Annotated in this window: 24 protein-coding genes and 1 pseudogene; 17 read left to right on the top strand and 8 right to left on the bottom strand. The window is 42.1% G+C overall.

Going from position 1 to position 24,309, the window contains the following annotated elements; genetic code table 11:
- Window positions 1-219: 219 nt before the first annotated feature.
- Complete coding sequence (locus RMY64_RS04345) at window positions 220-357, bottom strand: hypothetical protein (RefSeq protein ID WP_322699396.1); 138 nt, start codon at window positions 355-357, stop codon at window positions 220-222.
- A 72-nt stretch (window positions 358-429) separates the two neighbouring features.
- Here RMY64_RS04345 and RMY64_RS04340 point away from each other — a divergent pair, with 72 nt between their 5' ends.
- The 3 genes from RMY64_RS04340 (at window position 430) to RMY64_RS04330 (ending at window position 1,801) form a co-directional block, all read left to right on the top strand.
- Window positions 430-678, top strand: a complete 249-nt coding sequence (locus tag RMY64_RS04340; RefSeq protein WP_322699395.1) for a hypothetical protein — start codon at window positions 430-432, stop codon at window positions 676-678.
- 169 nt (window positions 679-847) lie between these two features.
- Window positions 848-1,213: a hypothetical protein gene (locus RMY64_RS04335; protein ID WP_322699394.1), complete on the top strand. Its 366-nt coding sequence runs from the start codon at window positions 848-850 to the stop codon at window positions 1,211-1,213.
- Window positions 1,214-1,318: 105 nt separating this feature from the next.
- The gene (locus RMY64_RS04330; RefSeq protein WP_322699393.1) at window positions 1,319-1,801 is read left to right on the top strand and encodes a transcriptional regulator; all 483 of its coding nucleotides are present in this window, start codon (window positions 1,319-1,321) and stop codon (window positions 1,799-1,801) included.
- A gap of 235 nt (window positions 1,802-2,036) precedes the next feature.
- On the opposite strand, the gene RMY64_RS04325 is transcribed toward RMY64_RS04330, so the two are convergent.
- Window positions 2,037-3,371, bottom strand: a complete 1,335-nt coding sequence (locus RMY64_RS04325) for a serine/threonine-protein kinase (RefSeq protein WP_322699392.1) — start codon at window positions 3,369-3,371, stop codon at window positions 2,037-2,039.
- Window positions 3,372-3,512: 141 nt separating this feature from the next.
- The gene (locus RMY64_RS04320; protein ID WP_322672836.1) at window positions 3,513-4,547 is read right to left on the bottom strand and encodes a serine/threonine-protein kinase; all 1,035 of its coding nucleotides are present in this window, start codon (window positions 4,545-4,547) and stop codon (window positions 3,513-3,515) included.
- 191 nt (window positions 4,548-4,738) lie between these two features.
- Between RMY64_RS04320 and RMY64_RS04315 the strand changes: the two genes are divergently transcribed.
- Complete coding sequence (locus tag RMY64_RS04315; protein WP_322699391.1) at window positions 4,739-5,566, top strand: Uma2 family endonuclease; 828 nt, start codon at window positions 4,739-4,741, stop codon at window positions 5,564-5,566.
- A gap of 132 nt (window positions 5,567-5,698) precedes the next feature.
- On the top strand, window positions 5,699-6,166 hold the full coding sequence (locus RMY64_RS04310) for a GNAT family N-acetyltransferase (RefSeq protein WP_322699390.1): 468 nt from the start codon (window positions 5,699-5,701) through the stop codon (window positions 6,164-6,166).
- Between the two features lie 19 nt (window positions 6,167-6,185).
- Here RMY64_RS04310 and RMY64_RS04305 read toward each other — a convergent pair whose 3' ends face one another.
- The 4 genes from RMY64_RS04305 to RMY64_RS04290 form a co-directional block, all read right to left on the bottom strand.
- A complete protein-coding gene (locus RMY64_RS04305) occupies window positions 6,186-6,917 on the bottom strand; it encodes a class I SAM-dependent methyltransferase (protein WP_322699389.1) in 732 nt (243 codons plus the stop codon).
- A 91-nt stretch (window positions 6,918-7,008) separates the two neighbouring features.
- Entirely contained in the window at window positions 7,009-8,139 is a 1,131-nt protein-coding gene (locus tag RMY64_RS04300; RefSeq protein WP_322699435.1) for a CO2 hydration protein, read from the bottom strand.
- Between the two features lie 141 nt (window positions 8,140-8,280).
- A complete protein-coding gene (locus RMY64_RS04295) occupies window positions 8,281-9,783 on the bottom strand; it encodes an NADH-quinone oxidoreductase subunit M (protein ID WP_322673552.1) in 1,503 nt (500 codons plus the stop codon).
- An 89-nt stretch (window positions 9,784-9,872) separates the two neighbouring features.
- Window positions 9,873-11,729, bottom strand: a complete 1,857-nt coding sequence (locus tag RMY64_RS04290; RefSeq protein WP_322659842.1) for an NAD(P)H-quinone oxidoreductase subunit F — start codon at window positions 11,727-11,729, stop codon at window positions 9,873-9,875.
- Between the two features lie 659 nt (window positions 11,730-12,388).
- Here RMY64_RS04290 and RMY64_RS04285 point away from each other — a divergent pair.
- The 9 genes and pseudogenes from RMY64_RS04285 (at window position 12,389) to RMY64_RS04250 (ending at window position 20,296) form a co-directional block, all read left to right on the top strand.
- Window positions 12,389-12,697 (top strand): carbon dioxide-concentrating mechanism protein CcmK, encoded by a 309-nt coding sequence (locus RMY64_RS04285; RefSeq protein WP_012410633.1) that lies wholly within the window; start codon window positions 12,389-12,391, stop codon window positions 12,695-12,697.
- 92 nt (window positions 12,698-12,789) lie between these two features.
- Window positions 12,790-13,134: a carbon dioxide-concentrating mechanism protein CcmK gene (locus RMY64_RS04280; RefSeq protein WP_010995041.1), complete on the top strand. Its 345-nt coding sequence runs from the start codon at window positions 12,790-12,792 to the stop codon at window positions 13,132-13,134.
- A gap of 6 nt (window positions 13,135-13,140) precedes the next feature.
- Window positions 13,141-13,440, top strand: a complete 300-nt coding sequence (locus RMY64_RS04275; protein ID WP_322673550.1) for a EutN/CcmL family microcompartment protein — start codon at window positions 13,141-13,143, stop codon at window positions 13,438-13,440.
- Between the two features lie 94 nt (window positions 13,441-13,534).
- Window positions 13,535-15,208: pseudogene (locus RMY64_RS04270) on the top strand (ribulose bisphosphate carboxylase small subunit); the annotation flags it as partial.
- A gap of 90 nt (window positions 15,209-15,298) precedes the next feature.
- Window positions 15,299-15,556 carry a ribulose bisphosphate carboxylase small subunit gene (locus RMY64_RS36765; protein ID WP_409882125.1) on the top strand — a complete coding sequence of 86 codons (258 nt, stop codon included), beginning with the start codon at window positions 15,299-15,301 and terminating at the stop codon, window positions 15,554-15,556.
- A gap of 186 nt (window positions 15,557-15,742) precedes the next feature.
- A complete protein-coding gene (locus tag RMY64_RS04265; RefSeq protein WP_322673548.1) occupies window positions 15,743-16,513 on the top strand; it encodes a transferase in 771 nt (256 codons plus the stop codon).
- Between the two features lie 57 nt (window positions 16,514-16,570).
- Window positions 16,571-17,359: a BMC domain-containing protein gene (locus tag RMY64_RS04260; RefSeq protein ID WP_322673547.1), complete on the top strand. Its 789-nt coding sequence runs from the start codon at window positions 16,571-16,573 to the stop codon at window positions 17,357-17,359.
- Between the two features lie 245 nt (window positions 17,360-17,604).
- Window positions 17,605-18,552 carry a LysR family transcriptional regulator gene (locus tag RMY64_RS04255; protein ID WP_322673546.1) on the top strand — a complete coding sequence of 316 codons (948 nt, stop codon included), beginning with the start codon at window positions 17,605-17,607 and terminating at the stop codon, window positions 18,550-18,552.
- Between the two features lie 109 nt (window positions 18,553-18,661).
- Window positions 18,662-20,296, top strand: coding sequence for a mucoidy inhibitor MuiA family protein (locus RMY64_RS04250; RefSeq protein WP_322673545.1), 1,635 nt, complete (start codon window positions 18,662-18,664; stop codon window positions 20,294-20,296).
- A 270-nt stretch (window positions 20,297-20,566) separates the two neighbouring features.
- On the opposite strand, the gene RMY64_RS04245 is transcribed toward RMY64_RS04250, so the two are convergent.
- Window positions 20,567-21,823 carry a Na/Pi symporter gene (locus RMY64_RS04245; protein WP_322699387.1) on the bottom strand — a complete coding sequence of 419 codons (1,257 nt, stop codon included), beginning with the start codon at window positions 21,821-21,823 and terminating at the stop codon, window positions 20,567-20,569.
- A 683-nt stretch (window positions 21,824-22,506) separates the two neighbouring features.
- On the opposite strand from RMY64_RS04245, the gene psb34 (RMY64_RS04240) reads away from it, so the two are divergent.
- From psb34 (RMY64_RS04240) to RMY64_RS04230, 3 genes are all read left to right on the top strand, one after another.
- Complete coding sequence (psb34, locus tag RMY64_RS04240) at window positions 22,507-22,677, top strand: photosystem II assembly protein Psb34 (RefSeq protein ID WP_322673543.1); 171 nt, start codon at window positions 22,507-22,509, stop codon at window positions 22,675-22,677.
- 233 nt (window positions 22,678-22,910) lie between these two features.
- Entirely contained in the window at window positions 22,911-23,081 is a 171-nt protein-coding gene (gene psb34, locus RMY64_RS04235; RefSeq protein WP_322673543.1) for a photosystem II assembly protein Psb34, read from the top strand.
- A gap of 173 nt (window positions 23,082-23,254) precedes the next feature.
- Window positions 23,255-24,001, top strand: coding sequence for a Uma2 family endonuclease (locus tag RMY64_RS04230; protein WP_322699386.1), 747 nt, complete (start codon window positions 23,255-23,257; stop codon window positions 23,999-24,001).
- Window positions 24,002-24,309 lie beyond the last annotated feature (308 nt).

Here is a 24,309-nt window from a genome sequence, read left to right as displayed (position 1 = left end):
TGTACTATAATATTACCCCGCCCTGGTTTTGTCTAAAGCCAAAACTGCCTCTCCCCTTGGTAAGGGGAGGGGTTGGGGGTGGGGTAAAGAGTATGTTGAGCGTAAAGCTCAAGGGGCGTAAAAGTAAATCATCATTTAAGGTTTTAATGACTTGGCGATCGCTATTCCTGTTTTTTACCAAATAAGTAATACCAAACCGTCCCCCTTTCCAATTCCCTTTCATAGCGATCGCAGGGAATCTTCATTAACGAAGCGAGATAAAGGCGCACCGAGTTTCGCAAAAATTAAATAACGCGATGTGCGACTTTTTTTATTCTTGTGGGATGCACATCTTGTCCGTCCTTTCTGGGCAGGCAAGATGCCTACCCCACAATAGAATCAAGGTTTAACAAAATTAAGTTGCACACGGCGTTAAATAGCAGTTCGATATTGCAATCAAGCGAGAAGCGCGATATTGAATTCGGGCGGTTGTTTATTGAATTCGGGCGGTTGTTTATTGAATTCGGGCGATCGTTTGTTGAATTCGGGCGGTCGTTTATTGAATTCGGGCGATCGTTTGTTGAATTCGGGCGGTTGTTTATTGAATTCGGGCGATCGTTTGTTGAATTCGGGCAGTCGTTTGTTGAATTCGGGCGATCGTTTATTGAATTCGGGCGGTTGTTTGTTGAATTCGGATAAATCTCAGCAATATCACGCAATAAATACAATATTTTTGTACTAAATAGCTTTAATAATACTGAATATTGCGGGTGTTAATCGCCCCAATTTTGTTTATCCTAATGGTGTAAAGACAAGGATATAAGTCAGTTTTTATCCTAGTGTATGATTCAGAAAAGGAAAGTTATATATGTCACGTCCAAAACGTGGATCTAAAGTACTTGATAGAGCACACCGTCGGATTGCGGGCTTGAAATCGATTAGTTCCACCTTAGATTTAGGTAATGGAGTCACTATTGACGCCTTTGCCACCGCCATCAAAAAAACACAGGACAAGTTGGAAGTTTATAACTCCAGCCTCTCCACCGTGGATCTAACTCAGGGAGCTTTAGAATTAGCCGAAAAGTCGCTGATGGAACTAACAGAACATGTGTTAGTCAGCGTAGCTGCAAAGTATGGCAAGAATAGCGATGAGTACAAAATGGCAGGGGGCGTTCGTCGCAGCGAACGCAAGCGTCCAGTGCGGAAGCCTAAGCAAGAGGTTGTTGCTTTATAAAGACAATACATTTGGGTTTTTTGACACTCTCCCGAATCCAATTCGGGAGATTCTTGGTTAGGTGGTGAACCAATAGAAAAAAGATAACATTTAAATAGCGATCGCTTGAGTTTTAGAGAAATATGGCGTAAACGCATAGCAGGTTGTCGTCAGACATTGCTCGGCGTTGAACCGGAAGCTATAAATGGAAAAATGACCCGTACTTTTAATCCAGAATCTTATGGTAAATTGCTAGCCGAGTATCAGCCAAAAATTATTACCACGGATGCAGAAAACGAACAAGCGATCGCACTCGCATTAACCTTAGAACATCGTCCCAATCGTACACCAGAAGAAGAAATGCTGTTGCAACTGTTGGTGACTTTAATTGAGCAGTTTGAAGAAACCCATTACCCAATTCTCCAAGGTACACCCAATTCGATGTTGGTACATCTAATGGACGCACGCGATACTACAACCGAAGCATTAGCTGAGGTAATTGGTTCATTGGAAATTGCCTCGCAAATTGTTAATGGCGGCACTATTAGTAAAACTCAAGCAGAAGCGTTGGCGGACTATTTTAATGTAGATATCAGTTTAATTATTTAGCTTATCTTCTATAACAACGCTCTTAAAACCAGCGCTTAGTATTGAGCCGGAAATTTAATATTTTGGTATGAGGTTAAAGGTGCGTAGACGCGCAACGGTGAGGGGGTCGCAGTCTTGGCGGTTCCCGTCGATTGCGAACCCCCAAACCCGAAGGGCTTGTCCTTAGACATCGCTTTTCCACTCGATACAACAGCTACAAAATCTTTTGTTAGTTAGCTTCTAGAGCTTGAGTAAACTATGAACCTGTACCAAAAATTTTATGTGCTAACCATCCCAAACCCAAGCCTAGACTAGAAGTGCTAGCTAAAATTAGAAAAGTATGAACCTTGCTAAAAGATTTTCGTAATTCATCTCCAGCCTCAGCCACAACCCAAACCACAACCCAAGCCACAACCCAAAATATAACCTCAATCACAGCCCCAGCCCCAGCCACAGCCACAGCCACAGCCCCAGCCACAGCACCAGCCATGGCTACGGCTACAGCCCAAGTACTAGCCACGGTTACAGCTACAGCCCAAGCACTAGCCACGGTTACAGCTACAGCCCAAACTATATACGAAGCCTTTAACGCGGCTAACAAGTAGCCTATTAATAAGTAGCTTAATAATACACCAACCAACCAGCCCCAGGGAATAATTCTAGGTGATTTCGTAGCTGGTTTACCTGGAATTGCTTCTGAGTTGAGCTTGGCTTTGGAACGGACAACTTCTTTTTTATGAACTAGATCAACAGATGGTGGAGGCGTTGCTTTTAGTGCTTCTAACATTGCTAACCATACCTGCATCAACTGAGGGCGGTCTTTTGCCTCCAGCGCCATACCCTTGAGAATTGCTTGATTTAATTGATCGCTGATGCTTGGATTAATTTGTTTAGGTGGAGTTAAAAGAGCATTATCGAGCTTGCGAGTCAGAGAAGCTGTAGGGCGTTGACCTGTTACTGCATAATAAAGTGTAGCAGCCAAACAATAAACATCTACTGTTGGCTCTCGACTACCTCTGCTAATCTGTTCATAGGGCGCAAACCCTTCATTACCCGCAATACTCTTTGAACTCAAAGTTTTAGGTAAAAGTTCTTTAGCGATTCCAAAGTCAATTAAAACGGCTTTGCCATTACTCCGCACCATGATGTTTCCAGGATGGGCATCTCTATGTACTAAACCTGCTTGATGCACTACGCTCAAAGCTTCCCCAATTTGGCGGATGCAGGGTAGAATCTCTGCTTCTGGTAAAGCCCCCTTACGCTTCACCGCTTCAAATAAATTTTCTCCCTCAACAAAGTCCATCACTAAACAGTGGGTAGCACCTTCCCGAAACAAATCACTCACTCTCACAATATGAGGATGAGGGTCTTGAGATAAGCGTGCGAGTATCCGCCCTTCTTCAATAAATCTCTCTATGTACTTTTCATATTCCGGATCTTGGTTGAGGTGTTCATTAGGTGTCTTAATTACAACTGTTTGCTTTAGTTCAACATGCAAAGCCTTATAGGTAATTCCAAATCCCCCCTGTCCCAGAACTTGCTCAATTACATATTTGCCACCTAGCAATTGTTGTCCTGCTATCCAAGGCATAAATGACCTCTAAATAATTCGTAATTCGTAATTCGTAATTAAGGCACGCTCAACAATATATAAGACAATCTCTTTAGATAATTGGGCATGAGTCAAAATCATTACTTTAATATCAACACCCTGATGAAAGTTTACCTAAATCTACGGTATTTTACTAGATGAGGGAGTGGGCGACAGTGATGGTGGACTGGAAGATGGAGAGGGTTTGAAAATAGGAATCCAAGAAGGTATGGCTGCAAGTAAGGCTATAAAAACTCCGATCGCCGCTATCACCACAGTCCAAAACTGAATTTTTTTATCCCAGTTCGAGTTAGTATTCGAGGATACAGTTGCCACAGGCTGAGAAGTCTCCCCAGTTAAGCCCAAAGAATCAAGCCATTCTCGCATTGATTGAGGACGCTCTTTAGGATCTAGCTTCATACCTGTTAAAATTGCTCGGTTTGTGCGATCGCTAATCTGAGGATTCCATTCTTTTGGAGACACTAAATGCTCGCCGTCCACTTTGCGCTTTACTGCATTAACAGGTGTTCTTCCTGTCAGAAGTTTATACAGAGTAGCTGCTAGTGAATAAATATCGCTATATGCACGAGTTATAGTACCTCTAGCGTAAAGTTCAGGGGGCGTAAATCCATCAGAAGTTTCCTTAGTTCGGCTTGTGGTTAAGATATGGTCAAAGTCTAAAGCTAAACCAAAATCAATTAGTACCGCTTCTAGCTGTCCCTCTCGCTTCCGCAACAAAATATTTCCTGGATGCACATCCCGATGAATCAGTTCATTTTCATGTACAACTATCAGTGCTTCCCCAATTTGCCGAATGTAACGTAGTGCGTCTGGTTCCGAAAGTGTTGGTGGGCGGAGGTCAGCCAAACTCACTTCATCCACATACTCCATTACCAAACACAAACAGTCTGCTTCCTCAAAGGAATCTACGACCTCCACAATATACTTATGCTTACACTTTTGAAGCTTTAAAGCCTCCCGCAAAAACATTGTTTTTAGCCGTTCGCGTTCTAACTGGTTTAGGGAATTTAGTAAATTGTCATTTAAGGTTTTGATGACTTGGCGATCGCCATTCTGATTTTTGACCAAATAGGTGATGCCAAAGCGTCCTCTTCCCAACTCTCTTTCAATGGTGTATTTTCCACCTTGCAAGCGATCGCCAGCTACCCAAGCCATCTTTGCAACTCCCAAAATGCTTAGATTAATTCTCACACAAGAGAGCTTTAATAACTTGAGCCTAGTTTGGCAGAACAGGTGCGATGTCTACGACGGTCACTGAGCGCAGCCGAAGTGCGGGCTACGCCTACGCTTTTTTCTCTCTCTATTGCTAAACTAAAAACAACCTTTAGCTAGTGCAAAGGTAACTTATGACCTCTGCAATCAACCTCGATACCGATCTCACCCCATTTCCTGACCACACGCAGCTACCAGACTCTGACGGCACCTTTGTGAAAAATTGGCAAGAGCATCCCCAAAGTATCTTACTAACGGATTCAATTACACCCATTCTCCAGCAATTACATCCAGAAGGTCAATATTGTATAGGTCAGGACTTAGGTATTTACTGGCGGTTGACAGATCCTCCAGAGAAAGGAGCAGCAGCACCGGATTGGTTTTATGTAGGAAATGTCCCGCCCTTACTAGATGGATTGACGCGCCGTTCTTATGTATTTTGGCGAGAACACATCGCTCCATTAATTGTCTTAGAATTCGTCTCTGGTGATGGGAGTGAAGAACGAGATACAACCCCTTGGAAGGGCAAATTTTGGATTTATGAGCAAGTAATTCGTCCTCCGTTTTATGGCATTTATGAAGTGAATAAAGCCAGTATAGAAGTGTATGAATTGATTGGTGGACAATACCAGTTATTAGCAGCAAATGAACGAGGACATTATCCTATACCTCCTTTAGGAGTGGAGTTAGGCATAAGGCTTGGAGTTTATCAAAACGTGGAATTGCCCTGGTTACGTTGGTGGGATTTGCAAGGTAATTTGTTGTTGACTGGTGATGAAAGAGCAGAACTTGAACGCCAACGCGCTGAACAAGAACGCCAACGTGCTGAACAAGAACACCAACGCGCTGAACAAGAACGCCAACGCGCTGAACAAGAACACCAACGCGCTGAACAAGAACGCCAACGAAATGAGATTCTGATTGCTCAATTGCGATCGCTCGGCATTGAACCAGAAGCATAATATCGATCAAAAATCAACTACTTATTTACATCCATTCCGTTATGGATGGAAGAAACAAGTCAAATCCTCTTCCCTTCTGCCTCCTGCCTTGTTTCTTAGAAGAGGGATTATTTGTGATTAATTACTTTCTTTATGAAATTAAGAATATACGAAATAGCTGATACTGAAGAAATTATGAAATTGTTCTACGACACTATTCATGAAGTGAATATTCACGATTACACACAAGAACAAGTAGATGCTTGGGCACCAGCAAATATGGATATTGAAGTTTGGATTAAAAGTTTAGGAAGTAAGTTTACTTATGTAGCAGAAGAAGACAAAATTATTGGTTTTGGAGAATTAGAAGCTAATGGTCATATCGATCGTTTCTATTGTCATAAAGATTTTCAAAGGAAAGGTGTTGGTAAGAAAATCTTAGAACAGATTGAATTAAAAGCAAACTCTTTAGGGTTGAAAAAGTTATATACAGAAGCCAGTATTACAGCTAAACCTTTTTTTGAAAGTCAGGGATTTATTGTTATCAAAAAGCAAGAAGTAGAGCGTAGAGGGCAAAAGCTGATAAATTTTGTCATGGAAAAATACTTAAAAAATTACTAAATTCAAAGGTTGTTCTAGCTTATGCTTTGTAAGCGACAGCTAGCATCACAGAAGCAGGAATTTCCACACCATTTTCTGTGACATACTTTGAGGCTCCCTCGATAATTGCGTTTTCAATATTACGCCGTTGTTCATCGGTTTGCATTGCTAACATCGACCCCAGACGCGCCGAACTTACAATAATCTTTGGCATGACATCTTCAGGTGTAGAGAAAGTCCACTTGATGGGGAGTTCAGTGACAGACACCTGAGTGAATCCCTCGGCGCTTAAAACCATTTCGCATTCAGTGGGGTCGCCAAAGCGAAACAGGGGTGGCCCAGAAGGTAGGTTCACATCCATGCTGCCATAAGTCTGCACTGAACCCAGTATCAGAGCCATAAATGGATTGCACGTTGGCGGTGTCCAGCAGGTGAAAGCATAGCGTCCTCCCGGTTTGAGTACGCGAAAGGATTCAGCGATCGCTTTTTCTGGGTTGGGGAAATGGATGATACCCAAGTTACAAACCACCGCCTCAAACTGGCCAGACTCGAAAGTTAGGTTTTCAGCGTCCCCATGATGGAATGACCCTTGAGAACATCGCACTTTGGCAATGGCCACCATATTTTCTGCAAAGTCTAATCCTGTGACTATAGCCTGCCGCTTTAGTGCTGCGGCACTAAGCCACCCAGTTCCGCAAGCCACATCCAGCAATTGAATACCAGACTTAGCTCCCACGGCATCCAATATGGCTTCATCTACCTGAGAAGTCACAACAGCGATCGCGCGATCGTATTCTTGAGAAGAGAAAATTTGTCGCGCTCAAATTGCTTGAATGCCTCGTGAGTAATGGTGGAATTATCCGTCATTTATTCACATCCAGCAACCGCGAAGTTTGTAACCGACTCATCCACTTTTCTAAATAAACTCGATTAACTTTTTGCTCATTTGGATCTTTAGTATCTAAAGGATGAGGCATCAGTCCCAAAATCGTTGCTGTCGTCACGCAAAACATTGATTTTTGGAAACTCATACAAATTTGAACTCGCAAATCATCTTCACCCCGAAGACTGCGACGATAAATTTCGTGCAAATATTCTGGAAGATAATGACGCATATCTTGCATCAACAAGGTAGGAGGAATACCCGCGCCACCGATGGGTAAAGGATCGGCATACAATGCACCATATTGAAATCGACTTTGATCGGGAGAGATTTGATAAGCTTGGGCGTTGTATGAAACAGTACCGTGGAAAGGAGTTCCCCGGAAAAATACTGCCTCTACATAAGGTATTGCTGTATCTGCTAAGAAAGTCAAACCAACGCTTTTGGGAATGATTTCATAGACCTTACCTCGAATTTTGACAGCGTAGGTAATTGGGTTTGATGCATTTGCCACTAATCCTGATTTAATGTGGTCTACAACTTGGGAAATCGATTTGATTTCGCCTCGGTCATAGCGGTCTGATAAGTTGAGGAACATATCAGCCATGACTCGCCAGAATTGACCTAAACCGGTGTAGTAAGCAGAGACGCGCAACTGTTCTGTTAAGAAATCTGGAAACAGTTGGTTAATACCCAGAATCAAGGGATTATTTTTAAATTTTGCAGCAATAACGGCTTGCGCTCTTTCTTGAAATTCTGGTGTATCTAAATACGTATCTAGTCCGCCGCCACCATGCCACATCATGCCTTTCATGCAATATTCGGCATATTCAAAATTGATTCGGTCATGCCACCAGTGACGGAGTAATTTCTGAAAAGAAACCTCTCCATTAAAGTATTTAAAAAATGGGAAAAATACTAAAAACTGATGCTCGGCAATATAGTTAAGATTTATTGAGTAAGCATCTAAAACTACCCCATAGCTTTTAAGAATACCAACAACTTCTAATACATTCTCTGGACTATCAGGGAGTAATGCATCTCCTTTTTGTAGGCGTTCAATATACTCAGCTAAGGGATTGTGAGGAGCTTTTTTTTTAATAGTTACCATTGGCATCTCTCCAAAAAGTTTAGGAATTGGGGTATTGGGCATTGGGCATTGGGCATTGGGCATTGGGCATTGGGCATTGGGCATTAGGAAAACTTTTCCCCATTCTCCAGTCCCCAGTCCCCAGTCCCCAGTCCACAGTCCCTAGTCCCCATTCCCCATTGCTTTATCCAAAGACACTGCTACTACGTTTTGGGTATTTATCATTGCTGTAATTGTTGGTTCAGTCCAACGCACTAACCAACTAGGTTGAATGCCAAAAATCACAATCAGCACAGCTAAAATTGCAGCTGGGATGCGATCGCTCCAATACACACGTGGTAAATTAACAACAGGTGAAGATAAACGTCCAAAAAAGGCGCGGTTAACAAGTAATAGGAAGTAAACTGCTGTTAAACCAGTACCAAGCATACATAACAAAGTTTGCACTGGAAAAACTGCAAAACTTCCCCGATAAACTACGAATTCGGAAATAAACCCTAGCATTCCCGGTATACCAGCGCTGGCCATGACTCCGACAATCATCAAACTACCAATTACTGGCATACCCCGTTCTGGGTTCAGTAATCCTTGAATGATTGCTAAATCACGGCTTCCGGCTTTTTTATACACAACCCCTACTAGCAAAAACAGCATTGCCGAAATCAAGCCGTGGCTAATCATTTGCATCACAGCACCCAATACACTTAAAGGTGTGCCCGCCGCCGCTGCTAAAAGCACGTAACCCATGTGTCCAATGGAGCTGTATGCTACCATTTTTTTCATATCGCTTTGGGCGATCGCACAGGATGAACCATAGAGTACACTCACTACTGCCCAAGTCGCCAACCAAGGAGCTACATAAGCCCAAGCTTCTGGTAACAAGTTCATCCCAAATCGCAGTAAACCGTAAGTTCCCAACTTCAAAAGCACCCCAGCCAATAGCACGGAAATCGGTGTCGAAGCTTCAACGTGAGCATCTGGCAACCAAGTATGGAAGGGAACCAAGGGAATTTTTATTCCAAAACCGATCAAAATTCCCGCTAGCAATAAAAGCTGTGTTCCTAGAGGTAAAGTTGTCGCGTTCAAGGTTGCTAGTGCAAAATTAGAGGAACCACTCAGCCAAACCATACCGAGGAAACTTGCTAAAAGCAGGATTCCCGAAACGGCTGTATAAATAAGAAATTTAGTCGCAGCATAACCCCGTTTGGCGCCACCCCAAATGGCGATCAACAAATACAGCGGAATTAGTTCCAATTCGTAAAACAGGAAAAATAATAGTAAATCCTGTGCTAGAAAGGCTCCTGTCACCCCAGCGCTTAATAATAGTACCAAAGAGTAATAAAATTTAGGACGCTGTAGCGATTCATCGCTGCTGTAGATGGCAATGGCAGTTAACAATCCATTTAAAACCAGCAACGGCAAAGATAAACCATCTATTCCAAGGTTATAGTTCAGCCCTATAGCATCTACCCAAGGGAGAGACTCAGCAAACTGTTGAGTAATTTCTCCTGGATGGAACTGACTTACTAATACGATTGTCCACAAGAAAGCGATAATGGCAAAGACTAAAGCCACCCCACGGGCCAATTTCCCACTGATGCTTGAGGGGGAGAAACCAATTAAAGCTGCACCGATTAACGGTACTAGAATTAAAACACTAAGCATAGACTTCGGGTAAGGGGGGATGAGAGAGAATAACAGACGCCATAAATCGCGTCTCTACGTTTTGTACAGACGCGATTTATCGCGTCTCTCTAAAAAGGCAATTTATCTAGTAAACCCAATGACCAACTGATGAAAAACCCCAAGACGCTGACAACTGCTAGGATGGTCAACATATAGCCCTGAGATTGCCCAGAAATGCTGTACTTTAAGGTTTGTCCGCCGAAAATGGTCGCAAACCCAACCAAGTTTACTAAACCGTCAACCAAGTAGCGATCGCTCCAAGCAGAAATTTTAGATAGCAGTCCTACTATACTTACCACGGTGACATAATAAACTCGGTCAATATAAAAATCATAACCTAACAGGTCTTGCAGAAATCTCCACGCCAGGATTCTGGATCTTGACCAAGCTTTGTGCAGGTAAACTGTACACCCTACACCTACCCCCACTACGGTAGAACTAAACAAGGCTAACACCACATACCAATTAATACTTTCCCAATCTGGTAGTAAGTACCATTGCTGTAACATTAGAGGTAAAAGCAGAGTCAGCACTGTTAGAAACACCATTGGGAAGGCCATCTGCCAACCAACTTCTGGGGTGCGACGGGTTTTTTGTTGCGGTTTACCCCAAAAGACTAATCTAAATACTCTTGTCAAATTCAATGCTGTCAAACCATTGACTAATATTAAAACCCCAATTACCCAAGGGCTAATATTCACGAAACCGTCAGCCCATGATAGCATTGCCCAGAAGCTTCCCAAGGGTAGCAGTGTCACCATCCCGGCTGAACCAACTACAAAGGCTGTAGTGGTGGCTGGCATCCGCGACCACAAACCGCCCATTTCTGTTAAGTCTTGGCTTTGGGTAGTTAAGATGACTGAACCAGAACTCATAAATAATAATGCTTTGGCGATCGCATGAGCTAATAGCAACATCAAGGCTACACCTCCTTGCTGCAACCCCACTGCTAAAAACACTAACCCCATGTATGCACTGGTGGAATGAGATAGCGATCGCTTAATGTCAATTTGAGCTATGGATACTAATGTCGCTCCAATCGCCGTTACTGTACCCATGATTACCAAGGCATTCAAGGCAACTGGCGACAGGGCTAATAATGGTTGAAGTTTATACAGTAAATAAGCACCACCAGCTACGACTAGAGAGTTCCGCATTACCGAGGCAGGATTGGGCCCTTCCATTGCCTCATCTAACCACAGATGCAGTGGAAATTGGGCACATTTACCAGCAGGCCCAGCAATTAACGCCAACCCTAGCAACGTCGATGTCATTGGACTTAAATTAGCTGTTTGTGCCCACTCATATAAATCCGAAATGTTCAAACTCCCAGCTAAGGTAGAAAGTGTCACTACAGCCATCAGCAACAACAAGTCTCCTACCCGTTTAGTCCAAAATGCATCCCGCGCCGCCGTCACTACTAGTGGTTGAGCATACCAGAACCCCACCAGCAAGTAAGTTGAAAGCGTCAAAACTTCCAAAAGCGCATAGCTGAGAAACAAAGAATCACTGATTGCTAGACCACATAGCGCTGCTTCAAAAAATCCCAGTAGCCCAAAAAAACGCGCCAACGACCAGTCCTTTTCCATATAACCCAGAGCATAAACTTGTGCCAGTAAGCTTAACCCTGTAATTAAAACTGTTGCCCCAATGCTGACTGGGGATAGTTCCAAGGAAAAAGATAAGTCTAAATCTGCTGCTTTGAACCAATTGATTAGTAAGGTTTCTGGCTCTCTATCCCAGACATTTTTAAATACAAACAGGCTATGAACAAAAGCTAAAACGGTCGTCAACAAGTTGAAGTATGCCGCAGGTCTGGGCCCTGTTCGCCGAATTATTCCTATTCCCCACGGCAATGTCAAAATTGCGCCCGATAAGCTATACAAAGGCACAAACCAACTTGTTGAAAATAGAAATTGCTCCATTTAAATTTCCCTTGATGACTCAGCCTTGATTTTAAAAAAATTTCAACCAATTATGTTATTTAATAAAATTAATTTACCAAAATTACCAATGTTTTTTTACTATTATTTTAACTGAACTTCCAAAAGTACTTTTACTTAACGCTACCCTATTAAATATAAGTAAAATATAACTTTACATAAGCAAAAGCATTTACTTGCCTTAATATCGCTGACCTTTTTACATTTGTATTTCTACTTTAACCAAAGTAATTTATACAATATATTTAAAAAACTTATATATATTTCACTTAGTCCTTGTGCACTTAGAAATATTTGCTAAAAGATAGATACAGCAAAACATACAGCCGCTGCTTACCTTTTGTCAGATAGGATTAGCCCTGGTTATGAATGTCGTTTTGTAAATGTGATAAAGAAATTATAAAGCATAAGTGCCTGCTCAAGGAATCTGTAAACTTTAATTGCTCAGAAGCCTAGATAACTTTTTGTTAAGTTTTTTAAAACTTTCTTATCATAAACTATTATAGTAATTTATATTGCCAGGAACGCCAAGCTTTCCTATGCTTAATTTGGAAGTGTTTTCTTAGCTATAAGATCAGGCTCTCCCCGTCAAAAAATTCAAACGACAGTACAGATTGCATTAATTTTGTAGGAGTTCTGCGATGCCAATTGCAGTTGGAATGATTGAAACGAAAGGCTTTCCAGCAGTGGTGGAAGCTGCTGATGCGATGGTGAAAGCCGCCCGTGTCACCTTAGTAGGGTATGAAAAAATTGGTAGCGCTCGCGTCACCGTGATAGTTCGGGGAGATGTATCGGAAGTGCAAGCTTCCGTAGCAGCTGGGGTTGAAGCGGCAAAAAGAGTCTTTGGTGGTGAAGTGTTATCCACTCACATCATTGCTCGTCCTCACGAAAACCTGGAATACGTCTTGCCGATACGTTACACAGAAGCGGTGGAACAATTCCGTACTTAAAAGCTGTTTAAACAAAGTAATTAACGCTTTTTGCCTGAAAAGAGCATCACTTTTGTCCAAGACTAAAAACTTTGAAATAGGGATTAAAACTAATGTCAATTGCAGTGGGAATGGTTGAAACGCTGGGCTTTCCAGCAGTAGTGGAAGCTGCTGATGCAATGGTGAAAGCTGCCCGCGTCACTTTAGTAGGTTATGAAAAAATCGGTAGTGGTCGGGTGACGGTAATTGTTCGGGGTGACGTTTCGGAAGTGCAAGCTTCTGTGGCTGCTGGGGTTGAATCTGTAAAGCGGGTCAACGGCGGACAAGTGTTGTCTACTCATATCATTGCTCGTCCTCACGAAAACTTGGAATACGTCCTCCCAATTCGTTATACCGAAGATGTAGAGCAGTTCCGGGAAAATGTGAATGCAATTCGTCCTTTCGGTAGAAGACCGTAATTTGTAATGCAAATTGCCAAAGTTCGCGGCACAGTAGTTAGCACCCAAAAAGAGCCAACTCTTAGAGGTGTGAAACTACTGTTGTTACAATTAGTAGATGAAAACGGCAATATCTTACCAGAGTATGAAGTAGCAGCAGATATTGTGGGAGCAGGAGTAGATGAGTGGGTACTCATCACTCGTGGTAGTGCCGCTCGTCAAGTTGTTGGCAATGAACAGCGTCCATTGGATGCAGCAGTGGTGGCGATCATAGATACTATTTACGTTGAAGATCGCCTCATTTACAGCAAAAAAGATCAATATTGATAGTCATTGGTCATTAGTCATTAGTCATTAGCTGTCGACAAATGACAACTGACAAATGACAACTGACAAATGATAATAGAGGAGGAATCTCGCGATGGCAGTCCGCAGCACGGCGGCACCCCCAACCCCGTGGTCAAGGAATTTAGCTGAACCCAAAATCCATGAAACTGCTTTTGTACATTCATTCTCCAATCTGATTGGGGATGTACGAATAGGTGCAAATGTAATCGTTGCTCCGGGGACTACGATTAGAGCGGATGAAGGCACACCTTTTTATCTGGGTGAAAACACCAATATTCAAGATGGTGTTGTCATTCATGGGTTGGAGCAAGGCCGAGTAATTGGCGATGACCAAAATAAATACTCAGTATGGATTGGTAAAAACGCTTGCATTACCCACATGGCTCTAATTCACGGGCCAGCTTATGTAGGTGATAATTCCTTCATTGGCTTTCGCTCTACGATATTTAATGCCAGGGTGGGTGCAGGTTGCATCGTAATGATGCACGCTTTGATTCAAGACGTAGAGATTCCCTCTGGGAAGTATGTACCTTCGGGAGCGATAATTACCAGCCAGCAGCAAGCCGATCGCTTGCCAGATGTGCAAGATCAAGATAAAGAATTTGCTCATCATGTGGTTGGAATTAATCAGGCATTACGAGCTGGTTATCTCTGTGCTGCGGATACTAAATGTATAGCACCCATTCGGGATGAGAACGCTAAATCTTATACAGGTAATGGTATTACTGTTTTAGAGTTGGAAAGGAGTAGTGAAGTGTCGAGCAATAGCTTGGGTGGAGAAACAATAGATCAGTTGCGGTATCTATTGGGGCAAGGGTATAAAATTGGTACGGAACATGTAGACCAAAGACGTTTCCGCACGGGTTCTTGGACTAGTTGCCAACCAATCGAACCGAGATCCCTCGGTGAAGCGATCGCAGCATTAGAAGGCTGTCTACAAGAGCATAGCGGCGAGTATGTCCGACTGTTTGGCATTGACAAAGATAGACGACGCGTGCTAGAAGCCATCATCCAACGTCCTGATGATGATGCAAAACCAGCTAGCAGCTTTAAAGCTCCAGCTAGTCATGGTAATAGCAGTTACAGAAGCTACAGCAACAGCTATGATAATGGTAATAGTAACGGTTCTAGCAGTGGCAAAGTCAGTAGCGAAACTCTAGAGCAAATTCGCCAACTCTTGGCAGGTGGTTACAAAATTGGCATGGAACACGTAGATGAGCGGCGTTTCCGCACTGGTTCCTGGACTAGTTGCACGCCAATTGAAGCAACTTCCACAAATCAAGTCATCTCCGCTTTGGAAGAATGTATCGCAAGTCATCAAGGCGAGTATGTACGTTTAATCGGCATTGACACCAAAGCGAAACGGCGGGTACTAGAAGCCATTATCCAACGTCCAAATGGTCAAGCAGTTTCCTCTGGTAGTCACAAATCATTTACTAGTACTAGCAGTAGTGCAGCATCCTATGATAGGGGAACAGCTAGCAGTAACCGTTTAAGTTCTGAAGTAGTAGACCAACTCCGGCAATTATTGGCTAGCGGCTCAAAAATTAGCATTGAACACGTAGATCAACGACGGTTCCGTACAGGTTCCTGGACTAGTACCGGTCAAATTCAAGCCTCCTCAGAAAGAGAAGCGATCGCCGCCATAGAAGGACAACTCGGCGAATACGAAGGGGAATATGTACGCTTAATTGGTGTTGACCCCAAAGCCAAACGGCGGGTATTAGAGACCATTATCCAACGTCCAAATGGTCAAGTAGCCTCCTCTGACGGTCAGAAATCATTTACTAGCAGTGCGCCCTCTGCAACAGCAACAGCAACAGCAACAGCTACCCGCTTGAGTAGTGAAGTAGTAGACCAACTCCGGCAATTATTGGCTAGCGGCTCAAAAATTAGCATTGAACACGTAGATCAACGACGGTTCCGTACAGGTTCCTGGACTAGTACCGGTCAAATTCAAGCCTCCTCAGAAAGAGAAGCGATCGCCGCCGTAGAAAGACAACTCGGCGAATACCAAGGGGAATATGTACGCTTAATTGGTGTTGACCCCAAAGCCAAGCGTCGCGTATTAGAAACGATTATTCAACGACCTTAAGGAGTTAGGAGTACAGACGCGATTAATCGCGTCTGTACAAGAGTTGGGAGTTAGAAGTTAGGAGTTAAAAAAGATTGTTAATTGATAACTCTAAACTTAAAATTTATAACTCCCCCACTTTTAACTAACTCCTAACTCCTCACTTTTAACTCCTATCTTCTTAGGGCTTCCGAGGTTAAAATTTCCATGTCTGTGCCGCTACTGCGCCTCAGCAATAACTTTGATACTTACATTAGTGGTGAGGTGACTATTCATCCAAGCGCGGTACTTGCACCTGGGGTGATCCTCCAAGCGGCTGTAAACAGCAAGATCGTCATTGGGCCAGGGGTCTGTATTGGCATGGGAGCAATTCTCCAAGTCCATGAAGGCACTCTAGAAGTAGAAGCAGGTGCAAACCTGGGAGCCGGCTTTTTGATGATTGGCAAAGGCAAAATTGGCGCAAATGCTTGTATTGGTTCAGCGACTACAGTTTTTAACTATTCGGTTGAACCCGAACAAGTAGTACCGCCTGGTTCAATTTTAGGAGACACCAGTCGGCAGATTGAGCCAACAAAACAGCTAGAAGCATCTACAAATAACCCAACTTCTACTACAAATACACCACCGAAAGAAGAAGAAAATAGCTCAGGTGGAGGTCAGGAAAAGGTAATTTCCTCAACTAACTTCTCAGCTTCGGCTTTTGTAGATTTCAAACAAAACAAGTCAATTTCTTATTTTAAATCTCCCGCCACTCCCGAAAGTCAGTCTCCTCCTGTGGAGGAACCGACCAATGATACTGACTCCACCTTGGGGGAATCCCAAGAGTCAACAGAACATCATTCAGATCCCAGTCAGTCTGCCTTAGAATCCCCTAATGGTTTTGGGACTCAAATTTATGGACAAGGGAGCATAAGCAGACTGTTGACTACATTGTTTCCTCACAGACAATCCTTGAACGACCCAAACCCTGACGATTAGTCAGAGTAAGTGTTAATTGTAAGTTGTCGGCTTTTTCCGTATTTTGGAGAATTCATCATGGAAACATATAATCAACGGTCGATTCGTACTATCCAGGGAGCGAGTAGTCAAGAAACCTTTCAGGATACTGCTTTGGGTTTAGTTTCTTGCCGTAGCTTTCCGGCAATCGTTGGGACGGCCGATATGATGCTGAAATCAGCGGGAGTTCACCTGGTTGGGTATGAAAAAATTGGTGGCGGTTATTGTACTGCGATCGTTCGGGGTGGAATTGCTGACGTGCGTCTGGCGGTAGAATCTGGCGTGCAAACGGCTGAACAGTTTGGTCAGTTAGTTTCTAGTTTGGTGATTCCCCGACCTTATCCCAACCTAGATATAGTACTTCCCATCACAACCCGTTTCACTAAATTGATGGAAGAGGGCAATTCCAGCCGTCTGAGTAACCAAGCAATTGGTTTGGTAGAAACGCGAGGATTTCCCGCGATGGTAGGAGCGTGTGATGCGATGCTCAAAGCTGCTGATGTTCATTTAGCAGCTTATGAAAAAATTGGTGGGGGTTTGTGTACGGCAATTATTCGTGGTTCTGTAGCAAATGTGGCGGTAGCAGTGGAAGCAGGAATGTTTGAAGCAGAACGCATTGGAGAATTGAATGCAGTGATGGTAATTCCCCGACCGCTGGACGAAATGGAGTTAACCTTGCCATTGGCAAGCTGCTGGATAGAAGAACGCGAACCGTTAAACTTACCAGTGAATATTAAAGAACAAGTTGCAGAAATCGAGGTACTAAGATTACCAGACTTAACCAAGCTACCGACAAAAGTTCAAGAAGAATTATGGAATGATGAATGATGATAGATGAATTTTGTCAAATCATCATTCAGCATTCATCGTTTAGATAGAAGGCATCTTACGCTTTAGCTATTCTGAATAATAGCTTTTTCAATCCATAAATAAATACTTTTGTTTTAATATAAGTAATAGAGTTTTGTCTATGATAAAACTCGTAACTTTCTGTGAGCATCACTATATCATTTGCCAGTGTTCAGCAATACTAGTTTTATATCTATTAATCGCTATATATAGGAGAATCACTCTTGAACCAAGCGACGCTGCACCAGTTAAAGGTGTTCGAGGCGGCGGCACGGCACAGTAGCTTTACTCGTGCTGCTGAGGAATTGTTTCTCACCCAACCTACCGTTTCTATGCAGATCAAGCAACTCACAAAATCAGTAGGTTTGCCATTATTTGAGCAAGTGGGGAAGCGATTGTATCTGACAGAGGCAGGACGGGAATTGTTTGCTACTTGTCGGCAGATTTTTCACAATATAGCCCAGTATGAAATGAAGGTGGCAGATTTAAAAGGGCTAAAACAGGGACAATTACGTTTGGCAGTGATTACAACAGCAAAATATTTTATCCCACGTTTGTTAGGGCCATTTTGCGAACTTTATCCAGGGATTGATATCTCGCTGCAAGTAACAAATCACGAACAAATTTTAGAACGGATGAGTCAAAATTTGGATGACTTATATATTATGAGTCAAATTCCAGACAATATAGATGTGACTTGTGAACCATTTCTGGAAAATCCTTTGATAGTCTTTGCACCGACTAATCATCCTTTATCTAAAGAAAAAAATATTCCTATACAACGCCTGTCTAACGAACCTTTTATTATGCGGGAACCAGGTTCAGGAACTCGTCGCGCCGTTCAAAAGCTCTTTGAAGAACAAGGGATAGTAGTAAAAGTCAAGCTAGAATTGGGAAGTAACGAAGCTATTAAACAAGCGATCGCAGGTGGTTTAGGAATTTCTGTTTTATCCCGTCATACCTTACTATCAGACGCTTCAGAGTTCAGCATTTTAGATGTGCAACACTTCCCCATTCAGCGGCATTGGTACATGGTTTATCCATCTGGCAAGCAGCTATCTATCGTCGCTCGTGCCTATTATGAGTATCTCCTAGCGGCGGCAAAGAATTTTGTTGAGCAAAAAGCTGATACCGCTCATAGCACGTTTGAACCAATTCACGGGAATTCGTAATTCGTAATTCGTAATTCGTAATTACGAATTCCCCAAAGGGGTTGACTGTTAGATCGGTAAACATTGACAATTAACCAGCAGAATCATTAAAAATGGGGGAAAACTGGCAGTGGTTAACCCGGAAATACCATCTTGGCGCAAAACAGTACAAAGCGAGATTGTAGCTGTTACCGTGTATTCTGACAGAGCATTGGTTACACGGCGAGGTGTAGTTGATTTAACAGGAATTGAACAGGAATTAGTAATTACCCCAGTGCCAATGACTCTAGAAAGTGAGTCCGTTCGGGTTAGCGGTACAGGTATGGTAGGGGTGCGCTTGATGGGAGTTAGTAGCGATCGCATCTACACTACTGAACCTGTAGCAGAACGAGTAGCACATTTGACAAGGCAAATCCAGCAATTAGAAGCAGAAAAACGCCACCTGCAAGCCCAAGTAGACGCTTTGGCATTGCAATCTAGTTTTATCGCTGGCTTACGTGAAAAAACAGAAGAACCCTTTGCACAAAGTTTGTCTCGGAAAAATCTCAGCCTCAGCGAAACTTTGGATTTCCTCAACTTTCTTGGCAGCCAGTATAGTGAATATGCGATCGCATCTGGAGAGTGCAAAACTCAACAGCAGGAATTAGACAAACAACTGCAAGCACTCCACACCTCATTGCAAATAATCCAAACACCCCATCCTAAAGAGAGTTTTAGCTTAGTTGTAGCCGTTGAAGTCGCGGGTGAAGGCGAATTTGAATTAGAGGTGTCTTACATAGTAAATCGCGCTAGTTGGAATCCGCTTTATGACTTACGCTTTAGCACTACCAGCGAGATTGTACATTTGAGTTACCTTGCAGAAATCACTCAAAGCACTGGCGAAGATTGGATTGGTGCAAATCTCACTCTTTCTACCGCTAAACCAGGATTAGGTACGCTTCCACCCAAACTTGAACCCTGGTATATTGATGCGCCACTTCCACGAATAGCGCGACAACGACAAGCTCGATTTGCTGCCCAGCCACCACTACTGCCTAGCATACCAGAGCCACCTGCTGCTGCCAGGGTGGATTGGCAAGAACAAGACGAAGTTGCAGAGGATAGTCTGATTCCAGCAGAAACCATTACAGCAGAAGTATCCAAAGAAGGGAGTGTAGTTACCTTTAAATTGAATGGCGGTGGTAATATTCCCAGCGATGGCGCACCCCATAAAACTACGATTTTCAACGATGATTATCCTTGTAGCTTCGATTATGTAGCAATGCCGCGCTTGGTAAGTTTTGCTTATCTACAAGCGAATGTGAAAAATAGTCCCAATGGTGCGACTTTGTTACCAGGCAAAGCGAATATTTTCCGCAACAACGTTTTTGTCGGTACTACTGGATTAGGGAATATTGCACCAGGGCAAGAATTCAAACTGAACTTAGGAATTGACGAAGGTTTAAAAATTGAGCGCGATTTAGTTGAGCGCCTGGTAGATAAAAGATTAATTAGCAACCAGCGCCGGATTACTTATAGTTATCGGTTGATTGTTACTAACTTACTAGAGAAAGAAGTAAATCTAAAATTAACTGAACAATTGCCAGTTAGCCGCAACGAGCAAATTAAAGTACGCCTCAGTCGCAGCAATCCACAAATTCAACTTGGTGAAATGGGGATTTTAGAATGGCTGTTAACTCTTACAGCCCAAGAGCGACGAGAGATATATTACCAGTTTAATGTTGAACATCCGCCCGACTTAATGGTAGTTGGGTTAGATATTTAGATTATATAGCATTTCCTAGTCTGTTAAGGTACAAATCTCTGTGTACCTCTGCGCTTTACTTTGCGTCCCTCTGCGTTTCAAAATATTATCTGTACCTCACTTAACAGGGAATCGCTATAAATACGTTAAAGGAATTCCAAATAAAAAAATAATCAATTACTTTGGTGAGCAGAGGGAGCAGGGAAAGAAGAACTTTGATGGTCGTATTGGATGCAGGAATTGAGTAATTTAATTTTTGGAAATCCCAAATATAAAGCCTTTTTGCTGGATTTAATTCTTAACCGCTTCAGCCTGCGGATTTTGATTCTTTTTATCTGGAAGTAACCGTTCCAATCCACGGGCGATTAAGGGTAGAAATCCAATAATTAATGCCACGCCTAGCAAGTTGAATATTAACTGTGCATTGGCAATTTGGCGAGCAACATCATCCCCTGCTCCCATTAACTGAGAAATCCATTGCGCGAATCCTGCCAATTGAGTGACAAATATAATTCCTACCGCAGCAGTAGTCAGATTGAAAAGTAAATGAAAGATACCTGTCCGCACTGCTGGACGTTCGCGTCCAAAGGTAGCTACTAATGTGTCAGCACAAGTGCCAACTTCAGCACCCAGCATTAACGCCACGCCTGCTGATAATGAAATTAATCCTTGACTAGCCAAAGTCACAATAATCGCAACTGTGGCAGAGGAAGATTGAACTAAGACTGTAAATAGTGCCCCAACTCCAGCACCTAAAAGCGCGTTGTTACCCAAGGTTTCCATCAATTTGAGAAATGGCTGGTAGTCCTTGAAAGGTTCCATTGCGTTTTCAATTGTGTCAAGTCCGAAAAACAATAAGCCTATGCCAAGAATAATTAAACCGATTTGCTTCCAACGTTCTTTTTTACCCAACAAAATTAACAGTAAGCCAACGAACATTGCTATGGGCGCATAATCACTAATGTTAAAAGCAACTATTTGAGCGCCGATGGTTGTACCAATATTGGAACCCAAAACCACGCCGAGAGATTCTACAAATGACAATAAACCAGCACTAACCATTGCAATCACAATGATGATTGTTACTGAGGACGAATCTAATATTGTTGTCGCTACCGTGCCAGTTGCTATTCCAGCGTAGCGATTGGTAGTGAACTTGCTAATTAGTTCTTTGGCACGATCGCCTGCGATCGCTTCCAGTCCCTCGGCCATTCGTGTCACACCATACAAAAATAGTACCAGTCCCGCCAGCGCACCCGTGACTATTTTAAAAATATCTAATTTTCCCTGTTTTTCTCCTTTAGACTCAGCACTTTTATCCTGACTATTTTTATTTTTTTCCTTAGGATTCTGAGATAAATTGCTGTTTTTCTGTTGTGTTTCTTCTACTCCAGTAGGAGTCTGAGCATTAACGCTAATTTCTACACTTGGTGCATCAAACCAATAAAAATTATTTCCTAATATAGAAGGAGTAACTACCAAAACTGAAACTATAATAATCAATATTAAACTGTTCAATACTCTTTTTAGGCTTTTTGATAACAACATAATACAATATTCCCTCAAAAATTTTATTTTAAGTATTACTATTAATTTAATTGTCCAAAACTTTTAAGTATTACTATTAATTTAATTCTCAGTATGTCCCAAAATAAACGCTGGCTTCCTATTTTAACAAATTAAAACCTGATTGGAACTTGCTCAATAGTAGTAATTTTATTTAGATATTATTATTTATGTTTAATTACTAATATTATAACTTTCTAATAAATAACTATTATAAATTTAATCTGTTTCAAACATGAATTGCTTACATCTTAAGAAAGAGATTGATGATTGTATGTCACTATTTAATTGAAATTTAAACTCAACTTAAATAAACAATAACGCTTATTTTTAAGTAAGAAATATGTTGTAATAAAAATTACATTGGTTTAGAATTTACGCATTGACAAGCAAGACAAAAAGTAATTAAAAAAACACAAAAAAAATCAGCGAACGCTAGTTACTAGAGGCGTGAATTTACGAGACATGTATTGCGGCAGTTTAACCGACAAGTACTGAGAGGCATCCGGCTTTGGCATACTCGAACCGCTTCGCCAGAATCCGCGATCGCAGATAAGTTAGCTTTATATCTACCATCAGTCTTTTTTTGTCAAGCCATATTGACAATTTGTAACGAAATTGTTATATTTAGTTACATAAGATAACAAAACAAAGAAAAAAAAACCATGTATACCACTACTAACGAAGACGGTATTCTCAACAACTACGCAGCAGAACCCAAGATGTACTACTCTGAGTACCCAGCAATTTGGGAACAACGTAAATACGTTTTACAGGGTCTTTTTGCAACTTTAATCGTCACCGCTTTAGTTTTGGTTGGTTTTAGCGTTAGCTAAGATTTTTTGATTTCAGTATCGCTGTATCTCATCGTCATTCAGACCTCTCTCTATAACCCCGGTTAGTTTCGCCGGGGTTTTTTGTGTTTTACGTATCCCAAACGGTAGTGGTGTGCTGATAAGTCATTTTTATATTTACTATCAGTCTTTTTTTGTCAAGTCTTATTGACGCTTTGTAACGAAATTGTTATATTTATTTACATAAGATAACAAAAGAAAGAAAAGAAAAAACTATGTACACCACCACCAACGAAGACGGTATTCTCAACAACTACGCAGCAGAACCCAAGATGTACTACTCTGAGTACCCAGCAATTTGGGAACAACGTAAATACGTTTTACAGGGTCTTTTTGCAACTTTAATCGTCACCGCTTTAGTTTTGGTTGGTTTTAGCGTTAGCTAAGATTTTTTGATTTCGATATCGCTGTATCTCATCGTCAATCTCACTTCTCGACTTTACCTCGGCTAATTTAGTCGGGGTTTTTTGTGTCTTATCCATCCCATTTTGTCGCCCCATCAGCAACAAACCACTGGTCAGCCATAAAATAAAGACAAATCAATAATAAAGGGGTGTTTATGGCAACCCAACTCGGTGAAGCTAAATCTTCAACAGAACTGGTAATATCTTGGGAAGCATTGCCCGCAGATTTTCACTTAGAGGATGAACCAGTGGAGAATACAGGTCAGCCACTATTGGCTGGTGCTTTGCGCGAAAGCCTTGAGATAAGTGGTTTCATTCAACCGCAGATGTTAATAGCCTCAAATTTTGGACTTTGTGCGACGATAAACGGGCAATTTATAGCTAAAGCACCCGACTGGGTTTATGTGCCATCGGTAAATCAGGTTTTAGGAGAACGCAAAAGCTATACACCGAATTTAGATGGAGATATTCCAGTAATTGTGATGGAATTTCTATCTGACACAGAAGGTGGAGAATACTCTTTTAAACGAACCTATCCACCAGGAAAATGGTTTTTTTACGAGCAGATTCTTCAAGTCCCAATTTACATAATTTTTGACCCAAATGGTGGTTTATTAGAATTTTACCAACTCGAAAACAGGCGCTACGAGTTAAAGCAACCTGATGAAAATGGTCGTCATTGGATTGATTCAATGGGTTTATTTCTGGGAACCTGGCAAGGAACAAAAGAAGCCAGAACTGGTTACTGGTTGCGCTGGTGGGATGAGGCAGGTAATTTGTTACTTTGGGCAGTAGAACAAATTGAACAGGAACGCCAACGTGCCGAACAGGAACGCCAGCAAAAAGAACGGCTAATTGCCTATCTACAATCTCAAGGTATCGATCCAAATAATTTGCCTTAGCATATATAGCAAGGGACTGGGGACTGGGGATGGTGGGGCCCCCTCTGGGGATAAGGGGTAATGGAGACTGGGTGAAAAGCCTTTTTGTGTCTAAGTTTTATCGTCTGTTGATGGCCTAACCACCTTGACTGTTGCTATACAAATAAAATTTTCAAGTATTTAAATGACTCAGTTTAAGCAAATAAGTGCTACAAGCGTTACGTCTATTAAGGAGTGGGGCATCATACAGAAATTCAAGTACAGCTGAAAAAGCTAATCGCCGGAAAAAAGGCACAAGAGGAAAAAAATAGGTTTTTGCTGAATCAAAA

The organism is Nostoc sp. DedQUE08, assembly GCF_034530895.1.
In the GTDB taxonomy this organism is placed as follows: domain Bacteria; phylum Cyanobacteriota; class Cyanobacteriia; order Cyanobacteriales; family Nostocaceae; genus Nostoc.
The sequence above is the reverse complement of the archived record's forward strand: the minus strand, read 5'-3'. Positions and strand labels throughout refer to the sequence as shown.

Coding starts and splice junctions, on each gene's coding strand:
- RMY64_RS04310 (WP_322699390.1), top strand. CDS start 5,699: ATGAAATTAAGAATATACGAAATAGCTGATACTGAAGAAATTATGAAA.
- RMY64_RS04260 (WP_322673547.1), top strand. CDS start 16,571: ATGGAAACATATAATCAACGGTCGATTCGTACTATCCAGGGAGCGAGT.
- RMY64_RS04325 (WP_322699392.1), bottom strand. CDS start 3,371: ATGCCTTGGATAGCAGGACAACAATTGCTAGGTGGCAAATATGTAATT.
- RMY64_RS04320 (WP_322672836.1), bottom strand. CDS start 4,547: ATGGCTTGGGTAGCTGGCGATCGCTTGCAAGGTGGAAAATACACCATT.
- psb34 (WP_322673543.1), top strand. CDS start 22,507: ATGTATACCACTACTAACGAAGACGGTATTCTCAACAACTACGCAGCA.
- psb34 (WP_322673543.1), top strand. CDS start 22,911: ATGTACACCACCACCAACGAAGACGGTATTCTCAACAACTACGCAGCA.
- RMY64_RS04275 (WP_322673550.1), top strand. CDS start 13,141: ATGCAAATTGCCAAAGTTCGCGGCACAGTAGTTAGCACCCAAAAAGAG.
- RMY64_RS04245 (WP_322699387.1), bottom strand. CDS start 21,823: ATGTTGTTATCAAAAAGCCTAAAAAGAGTATTGAACAGTTTAATATTG.
- RMY64_RS04335 (WP_322699394.1), top strand. CDS start 848: ATGTCACGTCCAAAACGTGGATCTAAAGTACTTGATAGAGCACACCGT.
- RMY64_RS04295 (WP_322673552.1), bottom strand. CDS start 9,783: ATGCTTAGTGTTTTAATTCTAGTACCGTTAATCGGTGCAGCTTTAATT.
- RMY64_RS04280 (WP_010995041.1), top strand. CDS start 12,790: ATGTCAATTGCAGTGGGAATGGTTGAAACGCTGGGCTTTCCAGCAGTA.
- RMY64_RS04230 (WP_322699386.1), top strand. CDS start 23,255: ATGGCAACCCAACTCGGTGAAGCTAAATCTTCAACAGAACTGGTAATA.
- RMY64_RS04265 (WP_322673548.1), top strand. CDS start 15,743: ATGTCTGTGCCGCTACTGCGCCTCAGCAATAACTTTGATACTTACATT.
- RMY64_RS04300 (WP_322699435.1), bottom strand. CDS start 8,139: ATGGTAACTATTAAAAAAAAAGCTCCTCACAATCCCTTAGCTGAGTAT.
- RMY64_RS04290 (WP_322659842.1), bottom strand. CDS start 11,729: ATGGAGCAATTTCTATTTTCAACAAGTTGGTTTGTGCCTTTGTATAGC.
- RMY64_RS04315 (WP_322699391.1), top strand. CDS start 4,739: ATGACCTCTGCAATCAACCTCGATACCGATCTCACCCCATTTCCTGAC.
- RMY64_RS04285 (WP_012410633.1), top strand. CDS start 12,389: ATGCCAATTGCAGTTGGAATGATTGAAACGAAAGGCTTTCCAGCAGTG.